The organism is Paraburkholderia sp. RL17-373-BIF-A (assembly GCF_046030175.1).
Classification (GTDB): domain Bacteria; phylum Pseudomonadota; class Gammaproteobacteria; order Burkholderiales; family Burkholderiaceae; genus Paraburkholderia.
In genome coordinates this window covers 68891-89074 of record NZ_JARESO010000008.1, presented here as the reverse complement: position 1 = coordinate 89074, position 20184 = coordinate 68891, and the positions used below count along the sequence as shown (strand labels likewise).

Here is a 20184-nt window from a genome sequence, read left to right as displayed (position 1 = left end):
CAATCTCCTAAAGCGAATACTGCGGTGCTGACCATGAACACGTCAGGCAGCCGGGCTGATCTGAACACGCCGGGCTTCTTTCGCGTCGCTGCCGCCCGTGATCGTTTCCGGCTTCTTCAAAATAATATGGTCTTCGGCAATGCCGGCTGCTTTCAACGCGTCGCGCACGGCTTCGGCGCGGCTCTTCGCGAGCTTCGCGTTGAGGTCGGCGGAGCCGGTGGCGTCGGTGAAGCCCGACAGCGTGAATTTCGCGTCCGGATGCGCCTTCGCGTAGGCCGCGGCTGCGTCGACTGCGGCTTTCGCGTCGGCCGGCAACGTGCTCTTGCCGGTTTCGAAGTAGATGCTCGCCGGCAATGCTGCTTGCGTTGCCGCGCTGTCCGAAGCTGCCGGTGCCGCCGCTGCCGCGCCCGAGGCGCCGGATGCTGCCGCCGCCCCCGAAGCCGCTTCTGCGCCGCTCGCCGCTGCGCCTGCATCGGCCAGATGGTTGCCGCCTTCCGGCAGCTTGCCGTTACGGGCGTCCGCAACCTGCTTCGGCTGGAGAATGTCGCCGGTGTGGTTGCCCCACGCGTTACGTTCGTACGTGACCACCGAAGCGATTTCGACGTCGTTCAGCGTAGGCGCCCACGACGGCATCGCGTTCTTGCCCTTCAGCACCAGGCTGACGTGCTCGGCGATCGCGCCGTTGGCGATCTTGCTGCCGTCGAGCGCCGGGAATGCGCCCGCGCCCTTGCCGGTCGGCTGGTGGCAGACCGCGCAATTCGCCGCGTAGACCTTGCCGCCGCGCTCCATCAGCTCGGCCATGGTGTAGGTCTTGTTCGGATCGTCCTGGCCGGCGGCCATTTTCTTCTTCTGCGTGTCGACCCACTTCGCGTAGTCGTCGGCGGACAGCACTTCGACCACCACCGGCATGAACGCGTGTTCCTTGCCGCACAGTTCGGTACAGAAGCCGCGGAATGTGCCGACCTTCTCAGCCTTGAACCACGTGTCGCGCACGAAGCCCGGAATCGCGTCCTGCTTCACGCCGAAAGCCGGCACGTACCAGGAGTGGACCACGTCGTTCGCGGTGGTGATGATGCGGATTTTCTTGTCGACCGGGACGACCAGCGGATTGTCGACTTCCTGCAGATACGTGGTGGAAATCGGCTCACGGCCATCGGTTTCCGCACGCGGCGTGGCCAGCGTGGACAGGAAGTTGATGCCTTCGCCCGGGCCCTTCACGTAGTCGTAGCCCCATTTCCACTGATAGCCGGTGACCTTGATGGTGACGTCGGCGTTCGTGGTGTCTTTCATCGCGACCACCGTCTTGGTGGCGGGCAGCGCCATCAGCACGACGATGATGAACGGCACGATCGTCCAGATGATTTCGACGGTGGTGCTTTCGTGGAAGTTGGAAGCTTTGTGGCCTTTCGATTTGCGGTGCGCAAAGATCGAATAGAACATCACGCCGAACACGCCGACGAAGATGACCAGGCAAAGAACCAGCATGAACATGTGGAGGCTGAAAAGCTCCTCAGCGATTTTCGTCGCAGGCGGCTGGAGATTGATCTCGTTGACGGCAGGGCCGCCCGGAACATCGCCCACTGCCAGGGCCGCGCCGGCGAAAAGCAGTCCGCTCATCGCCAGCACGCCCATGAGGGCTCGCTTGATTGTTTTCATAGCTTCCTTACCCAAAATTTCCATTCAAACCCTCGACCCCGCTGGCAGGTTGCCTCGCGCTCCCCGTGAACGCCGCGCGACTCCACGCGTCTAAGAAAACGTCTGGGTCGCCCCAGGTTTTCTTCCCCCTTGGAGGGCCCGGCGCCAAGCGCCAGGTTTGGGGGCCCCTAACAACGCGTGAGCCACATACGCAATTCGCCTGCGAACTGCGCGCGCCGATACTGCGCGAGATGTTGCCCGATCATGATCGTCTGCCCGCGCGAGACCAGTTTGATCCGGTCACGCGGTGTTGCGCCCGCCTCGATCCGCACCCAGCGCGGATTGAACTCGAACTGCGTAAGCTGCTCGGCGCTGACCTGCTCGATGACGAGCCGGTTCTGAAACAACCGGATACGCTCGTAATCCACAGCATGACGCGCATATATGGCAAACGCGATGCCCACCGCCAGCAATTCGACACCGGTGAACGGCAACACCAGCCAGGCGCCGACCAGAACCAGCATGAAAGCAATTGCCAACGAGAACAACGCAAGCGACACGTAGAAACATACGAACTGCCGCGGCGATATCGAACAGTTGCGTTTCATCGTCCAGTCTTTGAGAACTGGTTCTGAATCCGCCAGCAGATCTGATGCTCCCATCGCTGCCTCCCGCCGATTGTCTCCAATCGCCGCCCGCGGCCATTGCTCGCGACCATTATTCCGGCCGCTCGATCACCGCTGCGCCATCTTATCTTGCTGCCCTGTGCCTCGGGCCTGCCGCCCCAAATGTGGGAACTCCGGGCGACAAACTGACGCATTATAGGCGCGATCCATAGCATCCACAAGCAAGCCTCTATTGGCCCACAAGCCAGGCGCGACAAGCCTCCGCGCCGTTTTGACGCACCTTTTGCGCGTCTTTTGAAGCGGTAATTTCAGACATAACAGATGTCCTCTTTACCGCCTCGTCGATTCCTCAACGATTCCTCGACGAACCGCGTCCGATGTCCTCGATTCGGACGATGCCATGACCTTCCGCCGTGGTGCGCGGCACGGCTTTCCATGCGTGTCCGTAGATCACTTCGAAGGTCAGCGCGATCGTCCCGTCGGCACGCCGACGGGCTTCGAGGGCCGCCAGCAAAGCCTTGTGCAGCCGGCGCGCGGCGGCGCTCGACGACGCTTCGCGCTCGAACGGATAGGCGCCCCAGCGGCGCACGTCGGCGAGCAGCGACTGCGGCGACTTATAGGTAATGGTGAGCACTTCCTGGTCCATCACAGGAATCTCGAAGCCGCTTTCGACCAGCATGTCGCCGAGATCGTGCATGTCGACGAAGTCGATCACGTGCTTGCGCGAGGCAACGCCGTGCGCAGCCTCGACTTCGGCGTAGGCGCCACGCAATTCCTTGAGCGAGTCTGGACCGAGCGTGCTGAACATCAGCAGGCCGTTCACTTTGAGCACGCGCTGCCACTCGGGAAACACGAGATCGGGCCGCGAGTGCCAATGGAGCGCCAGGTTGGACCAGATGAATTCGAAGGCGCCGGCCGCGAACGGCAGCGCCGAAAAGTCGGCTTGCGCGAAACGCGGACCGCGGGCGCCGAGCGCTTTGCCGAGCGAGGCCGGCAGAAAGCGCCGCCAGCTCGTGTCGCCGGAATCGTGTTGCAGCGCGCGCGTGAGCATGCCGTGCGACAGGTCGGAGCCGAACACCGGCGCTTCGGGAAAGCGCTCGCGCAAAGCGGGGATGTCTTCGCCCGCACCGCAGCCGGCGTCGAGCACGCTCGCCGGCGTGACCTTGATGTAGTCGAGCCGCTCGCGCATGCGTTGCGCGATTTCACGAGGCAGGAACGCGACGTCGCTGAACGTCGCTGCGCGGCGGTCGAAGATCCGCCGGAGGCGCCGGGAATCATAGGCCGGACGGCCTGATTGAGCGGGAGTTGGGGACATGAGTGTCGTGCTGGCGTGGAGCAGGAAGTATACTCGCTCGCTTCCTTCAATTCAGCGTGAGAGGCCTTCGCGGGCGGTCCAATCATGCCATTCCGACCCAATTCGTCATTTTCCGGCGGCAGATTCGCGCGTTTCGCGCGCACCTTGCAATCGGCCTGGCCGCGCGTGATGCACGCCGCGTTGCCGAACCTCTGCGCGTTATGCGGCAATTTGTCGCATACGACGCTGTGCGCCGGTTGCGACGAAGCCTACTGGAACGAAAGCCGGTTGCGCTGCACCGTCTGTGCGGTGCCCTTATCCAGTTCGCGATGGGCGGCGCGCACGCAATATTGCTGTGCGGATTGCATCGGCGAGCCGCCGCCGTTCGACGCGACCTTCGCCCTCGCCGACTATCGGGCGCCGCTCGACACACTGGCGGTCGGCCTGAAATTCCGCGCCCGCCTGCTGCTGGCGCGCGAGTTCGCACAACGGCTCGCACGTCTTGCACAGGACTCCTGGCAAGAACTTGCTGAATGGCCGGATGTGATCGCGCCCGTGCCGCTTGCAAGCAAACGTCTCACCGAGCGCGGCTACAACCAGGCCTGGCAAATCGCGAGGCCGCTGGCCCGCGCGCTGAATGTACACAGCGACGCGACCTTGCTGAATCGCGTGATTCACACCGCGCCGCAGTCGCGGCTCGATCTCGACGCCCGCCGCCTGAACGTGGGTCGCGCGTTCAAGGTCGCCGGGTCCGTGCAAGGGCTGCACGTCGGCATCGTCGACGATGTGATGACGACCGGCGCCACGCTCGAAGCGCTGGCGTGCACGCTCAAGGCAGCCGGCGCGCGGCGGGTCACCAACTTCGTCGCGTTGCGCACACCGAAAAACTAGTCTCCACCTGAGTTCACCATGTTCAATGTCGTTCTCGTAGAACCGGAAATCCCGCCGAACACCGGCAACGTGATCCGCCTGTGCGCCAACACCGGCGCCCGGCTGCATCTGATCGAGCCGCTCGGCTTTCCGCTCGACGACGCCAAGTTGCGCCGCGCCGGCCTCGACTATCACGAGTACGCGCAGATGAACGTGCACGCTGACTGGGCGGCGTTCATCGCCAAGGAATCGCCGGACCCGGCGCGCATGTTCGCCTTCACCACGCGCGGCTCGGGCCGCTTTCACGAGCACGCGTTTCAATCCGGCGACTGGTTCGTGTTCGGCGCCGAAACGCGCGGCCTGCCCGACTCGGTGCTCGACCAGTTCGCCAACGAGCAACGCGTGCGCCTGCCCATGCGTCCGGGCAACCGTAGTCTCAATCTGTCGAATACCGTCGCGGTCGTGGTGTTCGAAGCGTGGCGTCAGACCGGCTTTGAGGGCGGCGCCTGACGGCGTTTCAATTCGGCCGCGTAGCGCGCGAACATGGCGTCGTCGAAACAGGCGAACACCACCTGTTCGATTTGCGGCATGCGCGGCAACGTGTCGAGCACCGTGCCGACCGCAATTCGCACGGCCTCGTCAGCGGGAAAATGGTAGATGCCGCAACTAATCGCGGGGAACGCGATGCTTTTGCACTGCGCCTCGCGCGCCACCTCCAGCGAGCGCTGATAGCAGGACGCGAGCAAGTCGGCCTCGCCATGCGTCCCGCCACGCCAGACCGGGCCGACGGCATGAATCACATGTTTAGCCGGCAGACGGTAGGCGCCGGTCAGCTTCGCGTCGCCGGTCGCGCAACCGCCCAACGTTTCACATTCGCGCAGCAAATCCTTGCCGGCCGCGCGATGAATCGCGCCGTCCACGCCGCCTCCGCCCAATAGCGACGTATTCGCGGCGTTGACGATCGCATCCACGGCGAGCGTGGTGATGTCGACCACGCGTGCTTCCAGCGTGCAACGATTGAATCTGAGCATGGGAACCTCGCTGATCCGAAGCGTCGATAAAAACGTGGACAGCGATAGCGGGCAGCCGTTCAGCGCATTTGTGCGCTAAACGGCTGAAAGACAAGGCTTATTCAGCTTTGGAGTCGCGCCGCAGCAAGGCGCTGACGGCGTCGCGCGGCGCCACGCCGTCGAACAGCACGGCACAGACCGCCTGCGTGATCGGCATCTCGATTGAATGAGCGCGGGCGATCGCGAGGACCGCTTGCGCGCAACGCACGCCTTCGGCCACGTGACCGAGGGCGCCGAGAATATCGTCGAGCGTGCGGCCTGCGGCGAGTTGCAGGCCGACCGTGCGATTGCGCGACAGATCGCCGGTTGCGGTCAGGATCAGATCGCCCAGGCCGGTCAAACCGGTGAACGTTTCCGCCCGTCCGCCGAGCGTCACGCCGAGGCGCGACATTTCAGCGAGGCCGCGCGTGATCAGCGCCGCGCGTGCGTTCAGACCGAGGCCGAGGCCGTCGGCGATGCCCGTTGCAATGGCCAGCACGTTTTTCACCGCGCCGCCCACTTCCACGCCGACGACATCGTCGCCGGTATAGATGCGCATGGCGCCATGATGAAACGCGGCGACCGTGCGCTCGCGGCAGGCCGCCGACGCGCTCGCGATGGTCAGCGCGACCGGCAAGCCCTGCCCGACTTCGCGCGCAAAGCTCGGACCGGACAACACGCCGTTACTGCCGTGCTCCGGCAATTCGGCCGCGACCACCTGATGCGGCATCAACTGCGAATCGGCTTCAAAACCTTTGCACAACCACACCACATGCGCCGGCACTGTGCCCGCGTCGCGCATGGCCTGAAACAAACCGCGCAGTCCGGCGACGGGCGTCGCCACGACGCATAACGCATCGTCGGCGAGCGCGTGGTCGAGCGCCGCGTTCAGATCGGCTTCATAGCGAAGCGCCGGCGGCAAAGCAACGCCCGCCAGATAGCGGGCGTTTTCGTGCGAAGCGGAGAGATCGGCAATGAGCGCAGGCTCGCGCGCCCACAACACCGTGTCGTGCCGTACGGCCAGATGGCCGGCGAGGGCTGTGCCCCACGCGCCGGCGCCAAGGACAGCAACCTTCATAGCCGGCACTGCCTGCGGCACTTTAGTGCGTGACGCCGTTTTGCGCCGCGCCGTCCTGGCCACCCATCTGCGCGAGGCGTTGCTCGTACAGCGCCTGGAAATTGATCTCGGCGAGGTGGATCGGCGGGAAACCGGCGCGAGTGATCGCGTCGGCGATGTTCGAGCGCAGGTACGGGAACAGGATGGTCGGGCAGGCAATGCCGACCAGCGGATCGATCTGCTCAGCCGGAATGTTGCGGATGTCGAAAATGCCGGCTTGCTTGGCTTCGATCAGGAACGCAACCTTGTCCGACACCTTGGCCGTGACCGTGCCCGTGACGAGGATTTCGAACACGGTGTCGGCGAGGCGCTCGGCCTTCACGTCGACTTCGACTTCGACCGAGGGCATTTCCTGCTCGAGGAAGATGCCCGGCGAATTCGGCTGCTCGAGCGACATGTCCTTCAGGTAGATGCGCTGGATGTTGAAGAACGGCTGGTTATTCTCGTCGGACATGATGAAGTGATTCCCTGATAGGTATGCATGGCGGCGGCCCATGCTTGCATGGGCCGCCAGATCGTTGCGGCGCACCGCCCGCCCTGAAGAGGCGAGGCCACGCCGGCTTGGTGTTCACCCGCCCTGCTCGCGCGCCCGCGGGCGCGCGAATTCAGGCGGTTGCTTCGAGCAGCGGCATCAAACCGCCCGCGCGATCGAGCGCGGAGAGGTCATCGTACCCGCCCACATGCGTCTCGCCGATGAACACTTGCGGCACCGTGCGGCGACCGGTCCGGGTCATCATTTCCTCACGACGGGCCGGGTCTTTGTCGATCAGTACCTTTTCAACGTGCTCAACGCCGCGCGACTTTAAAAGACGTTCGGCCATCTGGCAATACGGGCACACCTGGGTGCTGTACATGATCACTTTGTTCACTTCGCTGCTCCTTGTTTCACAACCGGCATGCCGGCTTTCTGCCAGGCGTCGACACCGCCTTCGAGAACATGGACTTCCGCATAACCTGCATCCTGCACGATACGCGCCGCCTTGTTCGACTGCTGGCCGGTCTGGCATACCAGCAGCACCGGGTTGCTCTTGTTTTTCACGAGTTGCGCGACTTTTGCCTGCAACTCTGCAAATTCAAGGTGCCGTGCCGCGGGCAAATGCCCTTTGGCGTAGTCGGCGGACGGACGCAGATCGATGACCGCCGCATTGCGCCGGTTGATCAGTTGCGTGGCTTCAGCGGCCGACAGGCCGCCACGGCCGCGCCGGCTGATCGTCGGCCACAGCAGCAACCCACCGGAGATGAGGACGATCGCGATCAGTACAAGGTTTGTGTAATCAGTGAAAAACTTCACGGAAAATCCGCCGAAAAAGGGAGAAATCGGAAAGGGCAATCCAGCCATTATAAAATAACCATCTGACGCGATGGCGGCGCTCCTCTAGAGGACCTCCGCGGCGCTTGACGGCTTCTTCACTACCGACCGGCAATCTCATGTACAAACTCGTTCTCATCCGCCACGGCGAATCGACGTGGAACAAGGAAAACCGCTTCACGGGCTGGGTCGACGTCGACCTTACCGAGCAGGGCAACAATGAGGCGCAGCAAGCGGGCGTGCTGCTGAAGGAATCGGGCTACACGTTCGACATCGCCTACACATCGGTGCTCAAGCGCGCGATCCGCACCTTGTGGCACGTGCAGGACAAAATGGATCTGATGTACCTGCCGGTGGTGCATTCGTGGCGTCTGAATGAACGCCACTACGGCGCGCTGTCGGGGCTGAACAAGGCGGAAACGGCCGCCAAGTTCGGCGACGAGCAGGTGCTGGTCTGGCGCCGCAGCTACGACACGCCGCCGCCGGCGCTCGAACCGACTGACGAGCGCGCACCGTACGACGATCCGCGCTACGCCAAGGTCCCGCGCGAGCAACTGCCGCTCACCGAATGCCTGAAAGACACGGTCGCGCGCGTTCTGCCCCTGTGGAACGAGTCGATTGCGCCGGCCATCAAGTCGGGCCGCAAGCTCGTGATCGCCGCTCACGGCAACTCGATCCGCGCACTGGTGAAATACCTGGACAATATTTCGGACGACGACATCGTCGGCCTGAATATTCCGAACGGCGTGCCGCTCGTCTATGAACTCGACGAAAACCTGAAGCCTATCAAGCACTACTATCTGGGCGACCAGGAAGCGATCGCCAAAGCGCAGGCCGCCGTCGCCAAGCAGGGTAAGGCGGCGGGCTGATCTGCCATCTCGCCGACATGCTGCTGTCAGAAATGCAGCGCAATGGCGGCAGAAGGGCCGCGCCGCCCGGCAAGACGTACCGGTCAGCGCGGCTCATGTCATTTGCGAGCGCTCTTCTGGCCGCCATCAGTCCGTTACGGCACATTACTTCATCGTTGTGCGCGCAATCCCACGAACCGGGCCCGGCGCGCGCTGTCGAATCACGATTGGCTGCGCCGCGCCCTGAGTTGGCGGGTGTGCAGTTATACTTGTCCGTCCCCATCTCTATCGACGCTGCCACGCGCTTCCGACCGCAACAGACTCTATGCGAAAGAACCTGAAAAATATCGGCCTGATTGCCGCGGGCCTTGCTACCGGTGTATTTGCCACCCTGCAACTCTCGGCTTCGGCCCAGCAACCCGCCAGCGCAGCGTCGAACGCTGCTGCACCGCTGCCGCTGGACCAGCTCAGGCTCTTTGCCGAAGTCTTCGGGCAAATCAAGCACGAGTACGTCGAACCGGTCGACGATAAAAAGCTTCTCACCGCCGCCATCAAGGGCATGGTGTCGAGCCTCGACCCGCACTCGTCGTATCTCGACAAGACCGATTACGAAGAACTGCAGGAGCAGACCAAGGGTCGCTTCGCCGGTCTCGGCATCGAAATTTCGTCGGAAGACGGGCTGATCAAGGTGATTTCGCCGATCGAGGACACGCCCGCGTTCCGCGCCGGCATCCGTCCGGGCGACCTGATCACGCGTATCAACGACAAACCCGTGCGCGGCATGACGCTCGACCAGGCGGTCAAGCAGATGCGCGGCGACCCGGGCACCAAGGTCACGCTCACGATCTTCCGCAAGACCGACGACCGCACGTTCCCGCTCACCGTCACGCGCGCAATCATCAAGGTCCAGTCGGTCAAGATGAAGATCCTCGCGCCGGGCTACGCCTATGTGCGGGTAACCAGCTTCCAGGAGCGCACCACGCCTGATCTGGCCGCGAAACTGCAAGACATCGCGCGTCAGCAGCCGAATCTGAAGGGCCTCGTGCTCGACCTGCGCAACAACGGCGGCGGTCTGCTGCAAAGCGCAGTCGGCGTGGCCGGCGCGTTCCTGCCGCCGAATTCGGTTGTGGTGTCCACCAACGGCCAGATTCCGGATTCGAAACAGGTCTATCGCGACACCTACGACAACTACCGCCTGCAATCCTTCGACAGCGATCCGCTGAAAGACGAAGCGCCGATCTTCAAGACCGTGCCGATGATCGTACTGACCAACGCGTACTCCGCGTCGGCGTCGGAAATCGTCGCGGGCGCGCTGCAGGATCAGCATCGTGCGCTGATCGTCGGCAAGACTACGTTCGGCAAGGGTTCGGTACAGACCGTGCGCCCCATGACGGCCGACACCGCGCTGCGTCTGACCACGGCGTACTACTACACGCCGAGCGGCCGTTCGATTCAGAACAAGGGCATCCGTCCTGACATCGCGGTCGATCAATACGCAGAAGGCGATCCGGACGACGCACTCGTCACCCGCGAAGTCGACTACTCGAATCACCTTGCGAACACGCAAGACCCGAACGAGAAGAAGGAAGCGGAACAGCGCGAACAGGAACGCATGGACCAGTTGCGCCAGCTCGAAGAGCAGAACGATAAGAAGACGCCGGAACAGCGTCAGAAGGATCGTGAGCGCAAGCCGGTGGAATTCGGTTCGACCGACGACTTCATGCTGCAACAGGCTCTGAACAAGCTGGAGGGCAAGCAGGTGCAGGAATCGAAGTCGCTGACCGAGCGCCGTCTCGCGCAGAACAAGCCGGCCACGTCGGCGTCCGCGCCGGTCGCGGTGAAGCCGACGCAACCGGTGCCGGGCGCATCGGGCCCGGTACCGGCGCCTGCTTCGCAAAGCAACTAAGCAGCAAACCTGACGTGTCTTCGTAGCGGAACATGCTGCGAAGACACGCTGTCATACCCGGCACCAGTAAGAACACCCGCTCCCGGCGCGATTAAAATATCGAAAACGCGCACGGCAGGCGCATCGGTCCTGCATCTCAGCGCGCGACACATTCACGCGCCCCGCCATGAACGACGATCAACTCCTTCGCTATTCCCGCCACATCCTCGTCGATGAAATCGGTATCGAGGCGCAGCAGCGCTTTATCGACGCGCACGCGATCATCGTCGGCGCTGGCGGCCTGGGTTCGCCCGCTGCGATGTATCTGGCGGCGGCCGGCGTCGGCCGCTTGACACTCGTCGATGCCGATACGGTCGACCTGACCAACCTGCAGCGGCAGATCCTGCACGTGACCGCATCGGTCGGACGCAAGAAGGTGGAGTCCGGGCGCGACGCGATCGCACAGATCAATCCCGAGGTCGTGGTGAACGCGGTGGCCGAGCGCGTCGACGACGCGTGGCTCGACGCGCACGTGCCGAATGCGACCGTCGTGCTCGATTGCACCGACAACTTCGCGACGCGCCATGCGATCAACCGCGCCTGTGTTAAGCACGGCGTGCCGCTGGTGTCGGGCGCGGCGTTGCGCTTCGACGGCCAGATCAGCACCTTCGATTTCCGCGACGAAGCGTCGCCCTGCTATGCCTGCGTATTTCCCGAAGACCAGCCGTTCGAGGAAGTCGCGTGTTCGACCATGGGCGTGTTCGCGCCGACGGTCGGCATCGTCGGTTCGATGCAGGCCGCCGAAGCGCTCAAGGTGATCGGCGCAATCGGCACGCCGTTGCTCGGCCGCCTGATGATGCTCGATTCGCTGCGGATGGAGTGGACCACGATGCGCATCGCGCGCCAGCCGGATTGCCCGGTATGCGGGCAGACGCACACGGCTTGACGCCAGCGCCTCAACCGCACGCTAAAACAGAAACGCCGCACAACGTGCGGCGTTTCTTTATCTGACGGAGCGAGCGCGGCGACTCAGGCCAGCATCACGCGCTTGAGCGCAGCCTGCACTTCTTCCGGTTCGAACGAAGCCAGCACATCCGCCACCGGCTTCTCCAGCGTCTTCAGATGCGAGCGCAGCACTTCCTGTTTTACCACCAGCAACTGGCTGGGATGCATCGAAAACTCGGTGAGGCCCATGCCGAGCAATAGACGCGTCAAGGCCGGATCCCCCGCCATCTCACCGCACACCGAGACCGGTACGCCGGCCCGCTTCGCTTCGCGCAGCGTGAATGCGATCAGATACAGCACGGCCGGATGCAGCGGGTCGTACAGATGCGCGACCGAGTTGTCCGCGCGATCGATCGCGAGCGTGTACTGGATCAGATCGTTGGTGCCGATCGACAGAAAATCGAGCCGCTTCAGGAACAGCGGCAACGCGATCGCGGCAGCCGGGATCTCGATCATCGCGCCGACCTGCACGTTCGGATCGTAGGCCATGCCCGCGTCGTCGAGCTGGCGCTTGGCTTCGCGAATCAGATCGAGCGTCTGGTCGATTTCCTGCGCATGCGCGAGCATCGGAATCAGAATCTTCACCGAGCCGAACGCCGACGCACGCAGAATCGCGCGCAACTGCGTGAGGAACATCTGCGGCTCGGAGAGGCTCCAGCGAATCGCTCTCAGCCCCAAGGCCGGGTTCGCTGCGGTTTCGTAGCCGTCGCCCCCGCTCATCGAATCGAGCGGCTTGTCGGCGCCCACGTCGATCGTGCGGATCGTGACCGGCAGGCCGTTCATCAACTCGACCGCGCGACGGTACGCGCCGAACTGCTCTTCCTCTTCCGGCAAACGGTCCTTGTGATTCATGAACAGGAACTCGGTGCGGAACAGGCCGACGCCCGTCGCACCCGCGTCGATCGCGGCGAGCGCGTCGTCCGGCAACTCGATGTTCGCGCACAGTTCGATGCGGGTGCCGCACAGCGTCTGCGTGGGCGAAAACTTCAGCCGCTGCAGCTTGCGCTGTTCGAGCGCTTTCTCGCTCTGCCGATATGAGTACTCTTCCAGCACGATCGGCGCGGGGTCGACGATCACAATGCCGTGATCGCCGTCGACGATGATCAGGTCGTCCTGACGAATCAGCGCGCTCGCGTGCTGCACGCCGACCGCGGCCGGAATGCCCAGGCTGCGCGCGACGATCGCCGTATGCGACGTGCGGCCACCGAGGTCCGTGACGAAACCCTGAAACGTCTGGGTCTTGAACTGCATCATGTCGGCCGGCGCGATGTCGTGGGCGACCACGATCATCTCGTCGCAGGCGCCGTGCACGCCAGCGCCCAGCGCCACCGACGCACCGGCAAGCGCCTTCAGCACGCGCTCCACCACCTGTTCGATGTCGGCTTTGCGCTCGCGCAGGTACTCGTCTTCGATATCGTCGAAATGACGCGACAGGCGCTCGAGTTGTTCGGTCAGCGCCCACTCCACGTTGTAGCGGCGCGTGCGGATCAGGTCGAAGGTTTCCTGCACGAGCATCGCATCGTTCAGGATCATTGAATGAACGGTGATGAACGCGCCCATTTCACTGGGCGCGTCCGCGGCGAGATCGGCGCGCAGCGTGTCGAGCTCTTGATGCACGTGTTGCTGGGCCGCGCGAAAGCGTTCGATCTCGCTCTCGATCTGGGCGGGTTCGATCAGATAGTGGTCTACGTCAAGTGCAGCCGGGGCGATCAGATAAGCCCGCCCGATGGCGATACCGCGTGACACGGGAATTCCATGCAGCGTGAAGGACACGCGCACCTCCTCTAGTTGTGTAATGCCGCGGCAAACCGCTGCAATGCTCTCAGACACTGGTCGTCATTATAAATTCCGCGCCCTTTGCAGGTGCGCTGGGGCTGTGTGCAGTGCAGCACGAATACCGTAAGCAGCCGTAGTGATACGCCTTCATCCGTCTCGCGTTTCGGCAATGCGAATCCTGCATGTGCATCTCGACGCGCGCGCCCTCACGCGCGTTTCGTCCGGCCATTGTCACGCGCTAAAAAAAACGCCGCGGACAACCGCGGCGTTTTTTGCTCATCGCAACGTGGACGCGTTAGCTCACTGCCCTTCGCCGAATTTATCGGCAATCAGTTTCAACAATGCGTTCATCGCTTCTTTTTCGTCCGAGCCTTCCGTTTCGATCAGCACCGTACTGCCGATGCCCGCGGCCAACATCATCACACCCATGATGCTCTTGGCATTGATGCGGCGGCCATTGCGGCTCATCCAGATTTCCGCCTGGTAGTTGCCCGCGAGTTGCGTCAACTTGGCCGACGCGCGCGCGTGCAGCCCCAGCTTGTTCACAATAGTCGTTTCCTGTTGCAGCATGTGATGGTCCGAAGCGCGGGTAAGTGTTGTGAAAAGTGAAACTGCTAAGCGGTTGCAATGCGTTTGACACCCTGATGAGTCGGCCGATCTATCTACAAGCCAGCCGAGTCGGCTTTCTGCGTCAGGTCCGCGTCGGCCGGCAAGGCGGGCAAGCACGCGCCACCGCACGCCGCATCGGGCGGCAGAGCCGGCAAACAGTCGCCGGACTCCGCAGTGGGCGCGACGGGCGCCGGGGTCGCCGGTCCGATCGCATGCACGCCCTTGGTGGCGCCGGCGAGTGCCTTGTCGACCAGCGTGTCGAGCGGCGTGGCGCGATAACAGACCGCGCGCACCAGCATCGGCAAGTTGACGCCGCACAGTACGCGCACGTCTGGCAGCGACGCGAGCCGTCCGGCGATATTCGCCGGCGTGGCGCCGAACATATCCGTGAGGACGAGCGCGCCGTTTTCTTCCTTGAGGCGCTCGATTTCCGAGTTCGCAAACGCAACCTGCTGTACGGGATCGCAATCCGGCGATACGTCGATTACGCCGATGCGAGCCGGCAAACCACCATAGATGTGCGAAATACAATCGCGCAACGCGGTGGCGAACGGAGCGTGCGCAATGATCAGAATGCCTGCCATGTCAGCCTTACTGCAAAAGAACGGCCCCGAACCGTGGACCGGGCCCAAGCCCGGTTCGTCAGCGCCCTCTGCCGGCCGTGGGCCATGAGGGCCGGAACGCATCGTTTGACGAGCGGCCCGCCGCGCATGGCCTCGTGCCTGCGCCGGCGAAACACTGCTCGCCTACAGTCCGCAAACCATGCCTATGACACCCGTCAGGTGCCAGCGATTGCGCCTGGCGCGGAGGAGCGGGCATTGTATCAGGCTCATTTTCGCGCCAAATCGGGCGTGCTGCGTGATGCGGATTTACTACACAGTTTGGGGAACATGGCGGGCATTCAAGTGCCGCCAACCGGCCGCGCCATCAAGCCGCCGCGCGCTCCAAGGCGTCGATGAACATGGCGGCGACGTCGAAGCCGGTTTGATCCATGATCTCGCGGAAACACGTCGGGCTCGTCACGTTCACTTCGGTCAGCCAGTCGCCGATCGCGTCCAGCCCCACCAGCACCAAACCTCGCGCGGCCAGCACCGGCGCCAGCGTATCGGCGATCTTGCGGTCATGCTCGGTCAGCGGACGCGCCACGCCGAGGCCACCGGCCGCGAGATTGCCGCGCACTTCATTGCCCTGAGGAATACGCGCGAGCGAATACGGCACGGCTTCGCCACCGATCAGCAGGATGCGCTTGTCGCCCTCCTTGATCTCGGGAATGAATTTTTGCGCCATCACCGAACGCGCGCCGTCATGACTCAGCATTTCGATGATCGAACCGAGGTTCATGCCGTCGGCCTTCACGCGAAACACGCCCATGCCGCCCATGCCGTCGAGCGGCTTCAGGATCACGTCGCCGTGCTCCTCATGGAAGGCGCGCAAGCGGGTTGCGTCGCGCGTAACCAGCGTGGGCGCGACGAACTCCGCGAACTCGCCGATCGCGAGCTTTTCCGAGTGATCGCGAATCGCCTGCGGTTTGTTGAAGATGCGCGCGCCGCCGCGTTCGGCCATTTCGAGCAGCCAAGTCGACGTGACGTATTCCATGTCGAACGGCGGGTCTTTGCGCATCACCACGGCGCTGAAGCTCTTGAGCGTGCGCGGCGCGGCCGGTTCGGCGTCGTACCAGACTTCGCGATGCAGATCGGTGACGTCGCCGACAATCGCAAAGCGCTGCACGTTCGCCTCGACGTCGCCCCCCGTCCACGCCAGATGCTTCGGCTCGCACGTGTACACCACGTGACCGCGGCGCGCCGCTTCGGCCATCATCGCGTAGGTCGAGTCTTTGTAGATCTTGAATTGCGTGAGCGGATCGGCGATGAAAAGAATGTCCATGAAGGTCCCGGTGCGCCCTGACGGGCTTGGCATTGATCGTAAATATAGTCGTTGAAAATGGCGATGGCGGCACGCATGCCGCCATCGACCACCCAAGGTGGCTTAGACCTGAATCGCTTCCGGATCGGTCTTTTCCAGTTCCACCGATGCGGCCAGTAGTCCGAGCCGCGCCACCACGCCGTACATATAGAAGCGGTTCGGCGGCGCCGCGCCGGGCTTGGCGTGCGCGTCGGGCAGCGCCGTATGCTCGAAGCCGAGCGGCACGAAGTGCATGCCCGGCGCGTTCAGATTCTGATCGCGCTCGCGGCTGCCGTGCACGCGATAGAAGCCGCCCACGACATAGCGGTCGATCATGTACACGACCGGCTCGGCCACTTCTTCCCCGATGCGCTCGAAGGTGTACACGCCTTCCTGCACGATCACGTCATGCACTTCGAGGCCATCTTTGGTCGCGGCCATCTTGGCGCGTTCGCGCTTGGTAAGCGCGGCGACTTCCGACGCGTCGTGCACGGTCATCACACCCATGCCGTACGTGCCCGCATCCGACTTGATGACGACATACGGTTTTTCGGAGATGCCGTACTCGCGATACTTCTTGGCGATCTTCTTCAGCACCCCGTCGATCGCGTCCGTCAGCGCTTCCTCGCCGGTGCGTTCCTGGAAGTCGACGCCTTCCACGTGCGCAAAGTACGGATTGATCATCCACGGATCGATCTCGACCATCTTCGCGAACTTCTTCGCGACGTCGTCGTAGCAGGAAAAATGCGTCGATTTACGGCGCACGGCCCAGCCCGCATGCAGCGGCGGCAGCAGGTACTGCTCGTGCAGATTTTCGAGCACAGGCGGAATACCGCCCGACAGATCGTTATTCAGCAGAATCGAGCACGGGTCGAAATTCTTCAGGCCGAGGCGCCGCTGCGAGCGCTCGAGCGGTTCGAGCACGAGCTTCTGGCCGTCGGAGAGCGCGATCGTGACCGGCCCATTGATGGTTTCGTCGAGCGTGCCGAAACGCACGTTCAAGCCGGCCTGGCGCATGATCGCGGCCAGACGGGCGACATTCTCGAGATAAAACGCGTTGCGCGTGTGGCGTTCGGGAATCACCAGCAGGTTCTTGGCGTCCGGGCAGATCTTCTCGATCGATGCCATCGCGGCCTGCACGGCGAGCGGCAACACTTCCTGCGGCAAATTGTTGAATGCGCCGGGAAACAGATTGGTGTCGACCGGCGCGAGCTTGAAGCCCGCGTTGCGCAGATCGACGGAACAGTAGAACGGCGGCGTGTGCTCCTGCCATTCGAGCCGGAACCAGCGTTCGATGGCGGGGGTAGCGTCGAGGATCTTCCGCTCAAGATCGAGCAGCGGGCCGTTTAACGCCGTAACTAGGTGCGGAACCATTGATCACTCGCAGACTGGAGAAAAAAGATTGTAGAGCAAATGCTTTGTCCATTTGGGGACGGTTTCTCCATTCGCAAGCGGACGCGAATGCATTCTCGCTATCGCCATGATAGGCGGGGAAAACTACCGTTTACAAGATAGCCCGCAAGAAAAAAGCCCGCCATGAAGGCGGGCCAAAATCGCTGCGCTTATTCGTGATCCAACGAGCCCGGGAGCGCGGGCTCGCCGTGCGTTGCTTATTCGACGTGTTCGCCGTGCAGCGTCACGTCCAGACCTTCGCGTTCCTGTTCTTCGGTTACACGCAGGCCCATCACCATGTCGATCACCTTCAGCAGGATGTAGCTCACCACACCGCTGTAGATCAGCGTCGTCAGCACGCCCTTGGCTTGCAGGATCACGCTGCCGTCCGCGCCGCCGATGTCCTTCACCGCGAACACACCGGTCAGCAGCGCACCCACGATACCGCCGATGCAGTGCACGCCGAACGCGTCGAGCGAGTCGTCGTAACCGAGCTTGTGCTTAAGCCAGGTTGCCGACCAGAAGCAGACCACGCCTGCCACGATACCGATCACCAGCGAACCCGCCATACCGACGAAGCCCGAAGCCGGCGTGATCGCCACGAGACCCGCCACTGCGCCCGACACGATACCGAGCACCGACGGCTTACCCTTGGCTGCCCATTCGGCGAACATCCATGCGAGTGCTGCTGCCGCCGTTGCCACTTGCGTGGCGAACATCGCGAAACCGGCACGGCCGTCAGCCGCCACTGCCGAACCCGCGTTGAAGCCGAACCAGCCTACCCACAGCATGGCGCCACCGATCAGCGTGAGCGTCAGGTTGTGCGGCGCCATCGCTTCCTTGCCGTAGCCGACACGCTTGCCGAGCACCAGAGCGCAGACCAGCGCCGCGATACCGGCGTTGATGTGCACCACCGTGCCGCCTGCGAAGTCGAGGATGCCCGCGCTAGCCAGCCAGCCGGTCGGTTCCCAGACCATGTGAGCGATCGGCGAGTAGACGATGATCGACCACAGCGTCATGAACACCAGCATGGCCGAGAACTTCATACGGTCGGCGAACGCGCCCGTGATCAGCGCCGGGGTAATGATCGCGAACGTCATCTGATAGACGACGTAGACCGTTTCCGGGATCGTCGGCGCGAGGTGGCTAACGGTCAGCGTCGTGGCCTTGTCGCCCTTGATGTAGTTCATGCCCGACATGAAGAAGCGCGAGAAGCCGCCAATGAACGATCCGCCAGGCGTGAAGGCGAGGCTGTAGCCCACCACGACCCAGATGATCGACACGAGGCAGGTGATCGCGAAGCTTTGCATCAGGATCGCGAGCACGCTCTTCTTGCGGACCATGCCGCCGTAAAACAGCGCCAGACCCGGAATCGTCATGAACAGCACGAGCGCGGTGGAGGTCAGCATCCAGGCGGTGTCGCCCGAATTGATCTTCGACGAATCGACCGAGAACGGCGCGGTCGGGGCAGCCGGCGCAGCGTCCGATGCTGCGGGTGCGGCGGCAGCCGCGCTGGCAGCCGGTGCGGCGGACGCGTCAGCGGCCGGTGCCGAAGCCGCGGCGGCAGCAGGTGCTGCCGAAGCGTCCGGCGCCGGCGCGCTCGCCGTCGTATCGGAAGCAGCGGCCGAGGCGGCTGCGGGGGCGGAAGCGTCGTCCGCGAGGGCGGCGCCGATACCGCCCGCGAGCAGCGAACCGGCCATCAGCAAGGACATCATTAATTTGCGCATCTTTCGTTTCCTCTTGTCGCTATCTGTGTCGCTATCTTTTGGTATTACAGAGCGTCCGCGCCGGTCTCCCCGGTACGGATCCGAATCACTTGTTCGATCGGCGTGACGAAGATCTTGCCGTCGCCGATCTTGCCGGTGCGTGCCGCGCGTTCGAGCGCCTCGATCGCCTGGTCGACGATGTCGTCCGAGACAGCGGCCTCGATCTTCACCTTCGGCAGAAAATCGACGACGTATTCAGCGCCGCGATACAGCTCCGTATGGCCCTTCTGGCGACCGAAGCCTTTGACTTCCGTCACCGTGATGCCCGAGACGCCGATGGCCGACAAGGCTTCGCGCGCCTCATCGAGCTTGAACGGCTTGATGATTGCGGTAATGAGTTTCATGAAATCCCTCGCTTAGTTGCGTAACCCGTTTGCGTAACCCGTGTTGCCTGACTTTCGTTGCGTAACTCTCGTGCGTTCCCGTAACACGTTCGCGTGGTCTCGTTCCGCTGCCGGTAAAAAGGCGCCGGGCAGTGCGCGCGGGGCAGTAACAGCAACTCGCATGCCATGTTGTGTCAGACACCGCACCGTGGCCGTCGCAAAAGGGGCGCAAGCCGCCCTGGCCGGACGGCCAACGTTGGCGGGGGCACGCTGGCGCGGCGTATGGATCGTTGCTAGAGTGTTCGAAGGTTTTGAACGCACGGGCGCGCACCAAAGGGGCTCATGCGGCAGCGGCACGCAACGGGCCATGCACCAACACCGCCCATTTGCCGTCACAAAGCACAGGCGTAACGAAACATGCACAGTTTTTGTGCACCTAGGGGAACACCATGAAACAACCGAACGATGTTTTTAACGACTTTCAGGCCCGCATGAGCGAGCTGTTCAAGAACTCGCCGGCCAAAGATGTCGAACGCAACGTCAAAGCCATGCTGTCGCAGGGTTTCTCGAAGCTCGATCTGGTCACGCGTGAGGAATTCGATACCCAGACCCAGGTGCTGGTGCGCACGCGCGCTCGTCTGGAAGAGCTGGAACGCCGCGTTGCCGAGCTCGAACAGAAGCTGCCGGTCACGCAAACGCCGTAACGCTTTGCTCGCGGCGGAGTCGCCGCGCAGTGCTGCACATCACAGGCAAGCGAGCCGTGACGTCATCAGCGTTT

General features: G+C 63.1%; 21 protein-coding genes. 6 read left to right on the top strand and 15 right to left on the bottom strand.

Features of this window, described 5'->3' with window-relative positions; genetic code table 11:
• Positions 1–42: 42 nt before the first annotated feature.
• The 3 genes from coxB to P0D80_RS12310 all read right to left on the bottom strand — a co-directional run bounded on the left by coxB (position 43) and on the right by P0D80_RS12310 (position 3576).
• Positions 43–1680 (bottom strand): cytochrome c oxidase subunit II, encoded by a 1638-nt coding sequence (coxB, locus tag P0D80_RS12320; RefSeq protein WP_408178256.1) that lies wholly within the window; start codon positions 1678–1680, stop codon positions 43–45.
• Between the two features lie 143 nt (positions 1681–1823).
• Positions 1824–2297 (bottom strand): DUF2244 domain-containing protein, encoded by a 474-nt coding sequence (locus P0D80_RS12315; protein WP_132376156.1) that lies wholly within the window; start codon positions 2295–2297, stop codon positions 1824–1826.
• Positions 2298–2610: 313 nt separating this feature from the next.
• On the bottom strand, positions 2611–3576 hold the full coding sequence (locus P0D80_RS12310) for a methyltransferase domain-containing protein (RefSeq protein WP_408178255.1): 966 nt from the start codon (positions 3574–3576) through the stop codon (positions 2611–2613).
• Positions 3577–3660: 84 nt separating this feature from the next.
• Between P0D80_RS12310 and P0D80_RS12305 the strand changes: the two genes are divergently transcribed.
• Together P0D80_RS12305 and trmL are read left to right on the top strand one after the other, a co-directional pair.
• On the top strand, positions 3661–4446 hold the full coding sequence (locus P0D80_RS12305) for a ComF family protein (protein WP_408284148.1): 786 nt from the start codon (positions 3661–3663) through the stop codon (positions 4444–4446).
• Positions 4447–4464: 18 nt separating this feature from the next.
• Positions 4465–4935, top strand: coding sequence for a tRNA (uridine(34)/cytosine(34)/5-carboxymethylaminomethyluridine(34)-2'-O)-methyltransferase TrmL (gene trmL, locus P0D80_RS12300; protein WP_132376159.1), 471 nt, complete (start codon positions 4465–4467; stop codon positions 4933–4935).
• Here the strand turns inward: trmL and P0D80_RS12295 are convergent.
• The 5 genes from P0D80_RS12295 to P0D80_RS12275 form a co-directional block, all read right to left on the bottom strand.
• Complete coding sequence (locus P0D80_RS12295; protein ID WP_408284145.1) at positions 4908–5456, bottom strand: O-acetyl-ADP-ribose deacetylase; 549 nt, start codon at positions 5454–5456, stop codon at positions 4908–4910. The two genes, trmL and P0D80_RS12295, sit on opposite strands and share 28 nt — an antisense overlap.
• A 97-nt stretch (positions 5457–5553) precedes the next feature.
• On the bottom strand, positions 5554–6552 hold the full coding sequence (locus P0D80_RS12290) for an NAD(P)H-dependent glycerol-3-phosphate dehydrogenase (protein ID WP_408178252.1): 999 nt from the start codon (positions 6550–6552) through the stop codon (positions 5554–5556).
• A gap of 22 nt (positions 6553–6574) precedes the next feature.
• Positions 6575–7045, bottom strand: coding sequence for a protein-export chaperone SecB (gene secB, locus P0D80_RS12285; protein WP_007179465.1), 471 nt, complete (start codon positions 7043–7045; stop codon positions 6575–6577).
• A gap of 151 nt (positions 7046–7196) precedes the next feature.
• The gene (grxC, locus tag P0D80_RS12280; RefSeq protein ID WP_007179466.1) at positions 7197–7460 is read right to left on the bottom strand and encodes a glutaredoxin 3; all 264 of its coding nucleotides are present in this window, start codon (positions 7458–7460) and stop codon (positions 7197–7199) included.
• The gene (locus tag P0D80_RS12275) at positions 7457–7882 is read right to left on the bottom strand and encodes a rhodanese-like domain-containing protein (protein WP_012431601.1); all 426 of its coding nucleotides are present in this window, start codon (positions 7880–7882) and stop codon (positions 7457–7459) included. The genes grxC and P0D80_RS12275 overlap by 4 nt, the downstream gene beginning before the upstream one ends.
• A 137-nt stretch (positions 7883–8019) precedes the next feature.
• Between P0D80_RS12275 and gpmA the strand changes: the two genes are divergently transcribed.
• From gpmA to P0D80_RS12260, 3 genes are all read left to right on the top strand, one after another.
• A complete protein-coding gene (gene gpmA, locus P0D80_RS12270; RefSeq protein ID WP_132376162.1) occupies positions 8020–8769 on the top strand; it encodes a 2,3-diphosphoglycerate-dependent phosphoglycerate mutase in 750 nt (249 codons plus the stop codon).
• A gap of 304 nt (positions 8770–9073) precedes the next feature.
• Positions 9074–10654, top strand: a complete 1581-nt coding sequence (locus P0D80_RS12265) for a S41 family peptidase (protein ID WP_408284141.1) — start codon at positions 9074–9076, stop codon at positions 10652–10654.
• Between the two features lie 166 nt (positions 10655–10820).
• The gene (locus P0D80_RS12260) at positions 10821–11579 is read left to right on the top strand and encodes a HesA/MoeB/ThiF family protein (protein ID WP_408284139.1); all 759 of its coding nucleotides are present in this window, start codon (positions 10821–10823) and stop codon (positions 11577–11579) included.
• Between the two features lie 83 nt (positions 11580–11662).
• Here the strand turns inward: P0D80_RS12260 and ptsP are convergent, their stop codons facing one another.
• From ptsP to P0D80_RS12225, 7 genes are all read right to left on the bottom strand, one after another.
• Complete coding sequence (ptsP, locus tag P0D80_RS12255; RefSeq protein ID WP_408284137.1) at positions 11663–13411, bottom strand: phosphoenolpyruvate--protein phosphotransferase; 1749 nt, start codon at positions 13409–13411, stop codon at positions 11663–11665.
• Between the two features lie 303 nt (positions 13412–13714).
• Entirely contained in the window at positions 13715–13984 is a 270-nt protein-coding gene (locus P0D80_RS12250) for an HPr family phosphocarrier protein (protein ID WP_408284135.1), read from the bottom strand.
• 92 nt (positions 13985–14076) lie between these two features.
• Positions 14077–14607 (bottom strand): PTS sugar transporter subunit IIA, encoded by a 531-nt coding sequence (locus P0D80_RS12245; protein WP_132376166.1) that lies wholly within the window; start codon positions 14605–14607, stop codon positions 14077–14079.
• A 343-nt stretch (positions 14608–14950) separates the two neighbouring features.
• The gene (gene gshB, locus P0D80_RS12240) at positions 14951–15907 is read right to left on the bottom strand and encodes a glutathione synthase (RefSeq protein ID WP_132376167.1); all 957 of its coding nucleotides are present in this window, start codon (positions 15905–15907) and stop codon (positions 14951–14953) included.
• Positions 15908–16009: 102 nt separating this feature from the next.
• Positions 16010–17299, bottom strand: coding sequence for a glutamate--cysteine ligase (gshA, locus tag P0D80_RS12235; protein ID WP_012431593.1), 1290 nt, complete (start codon positions 17297–17299; stop codon positions 16010–16012).
• 236 nt (positions 17300–17535) lie between these two features.
• Positions 17536–19044, bottom strand: a complete 1509-nt coding sequence (locus P0D80_RS12230) for an ammonium transporter (protein ID WP_408178249.1) — start codon at positions 19042–19044, stop codon at positions 17536–17538.
• Positions 19045–19088: 44 nt separating this feature from the next.
• Positions 19089–19427, bottom strand: a complete 339-nt coding sequence (locus P0D80_RS12225) for a P-II family nitrogen regulator (protein ID WP_006048089.1) — start codon at positions 19425–19427, stop codon at positions 19089–19091.
• 428 nt (positions 19428–19855) lie between these two features.
• Between P0D80_RS12225 and P0D80_RS12220 the strand changes: the two genes are divergently transcribed.
• Positions 19856–20110 (top strand): accessory factor UbiK family protein, encoded by a 255-nt coding sequence (locus P0D80_RS12220; protein ID WP_012431591.1) that lies wholly within the window; start codon positions 19856–19858, stop codon positions 20108–20110.
• Positions 20111–20184: the final 74 nt, after the last annotated feature.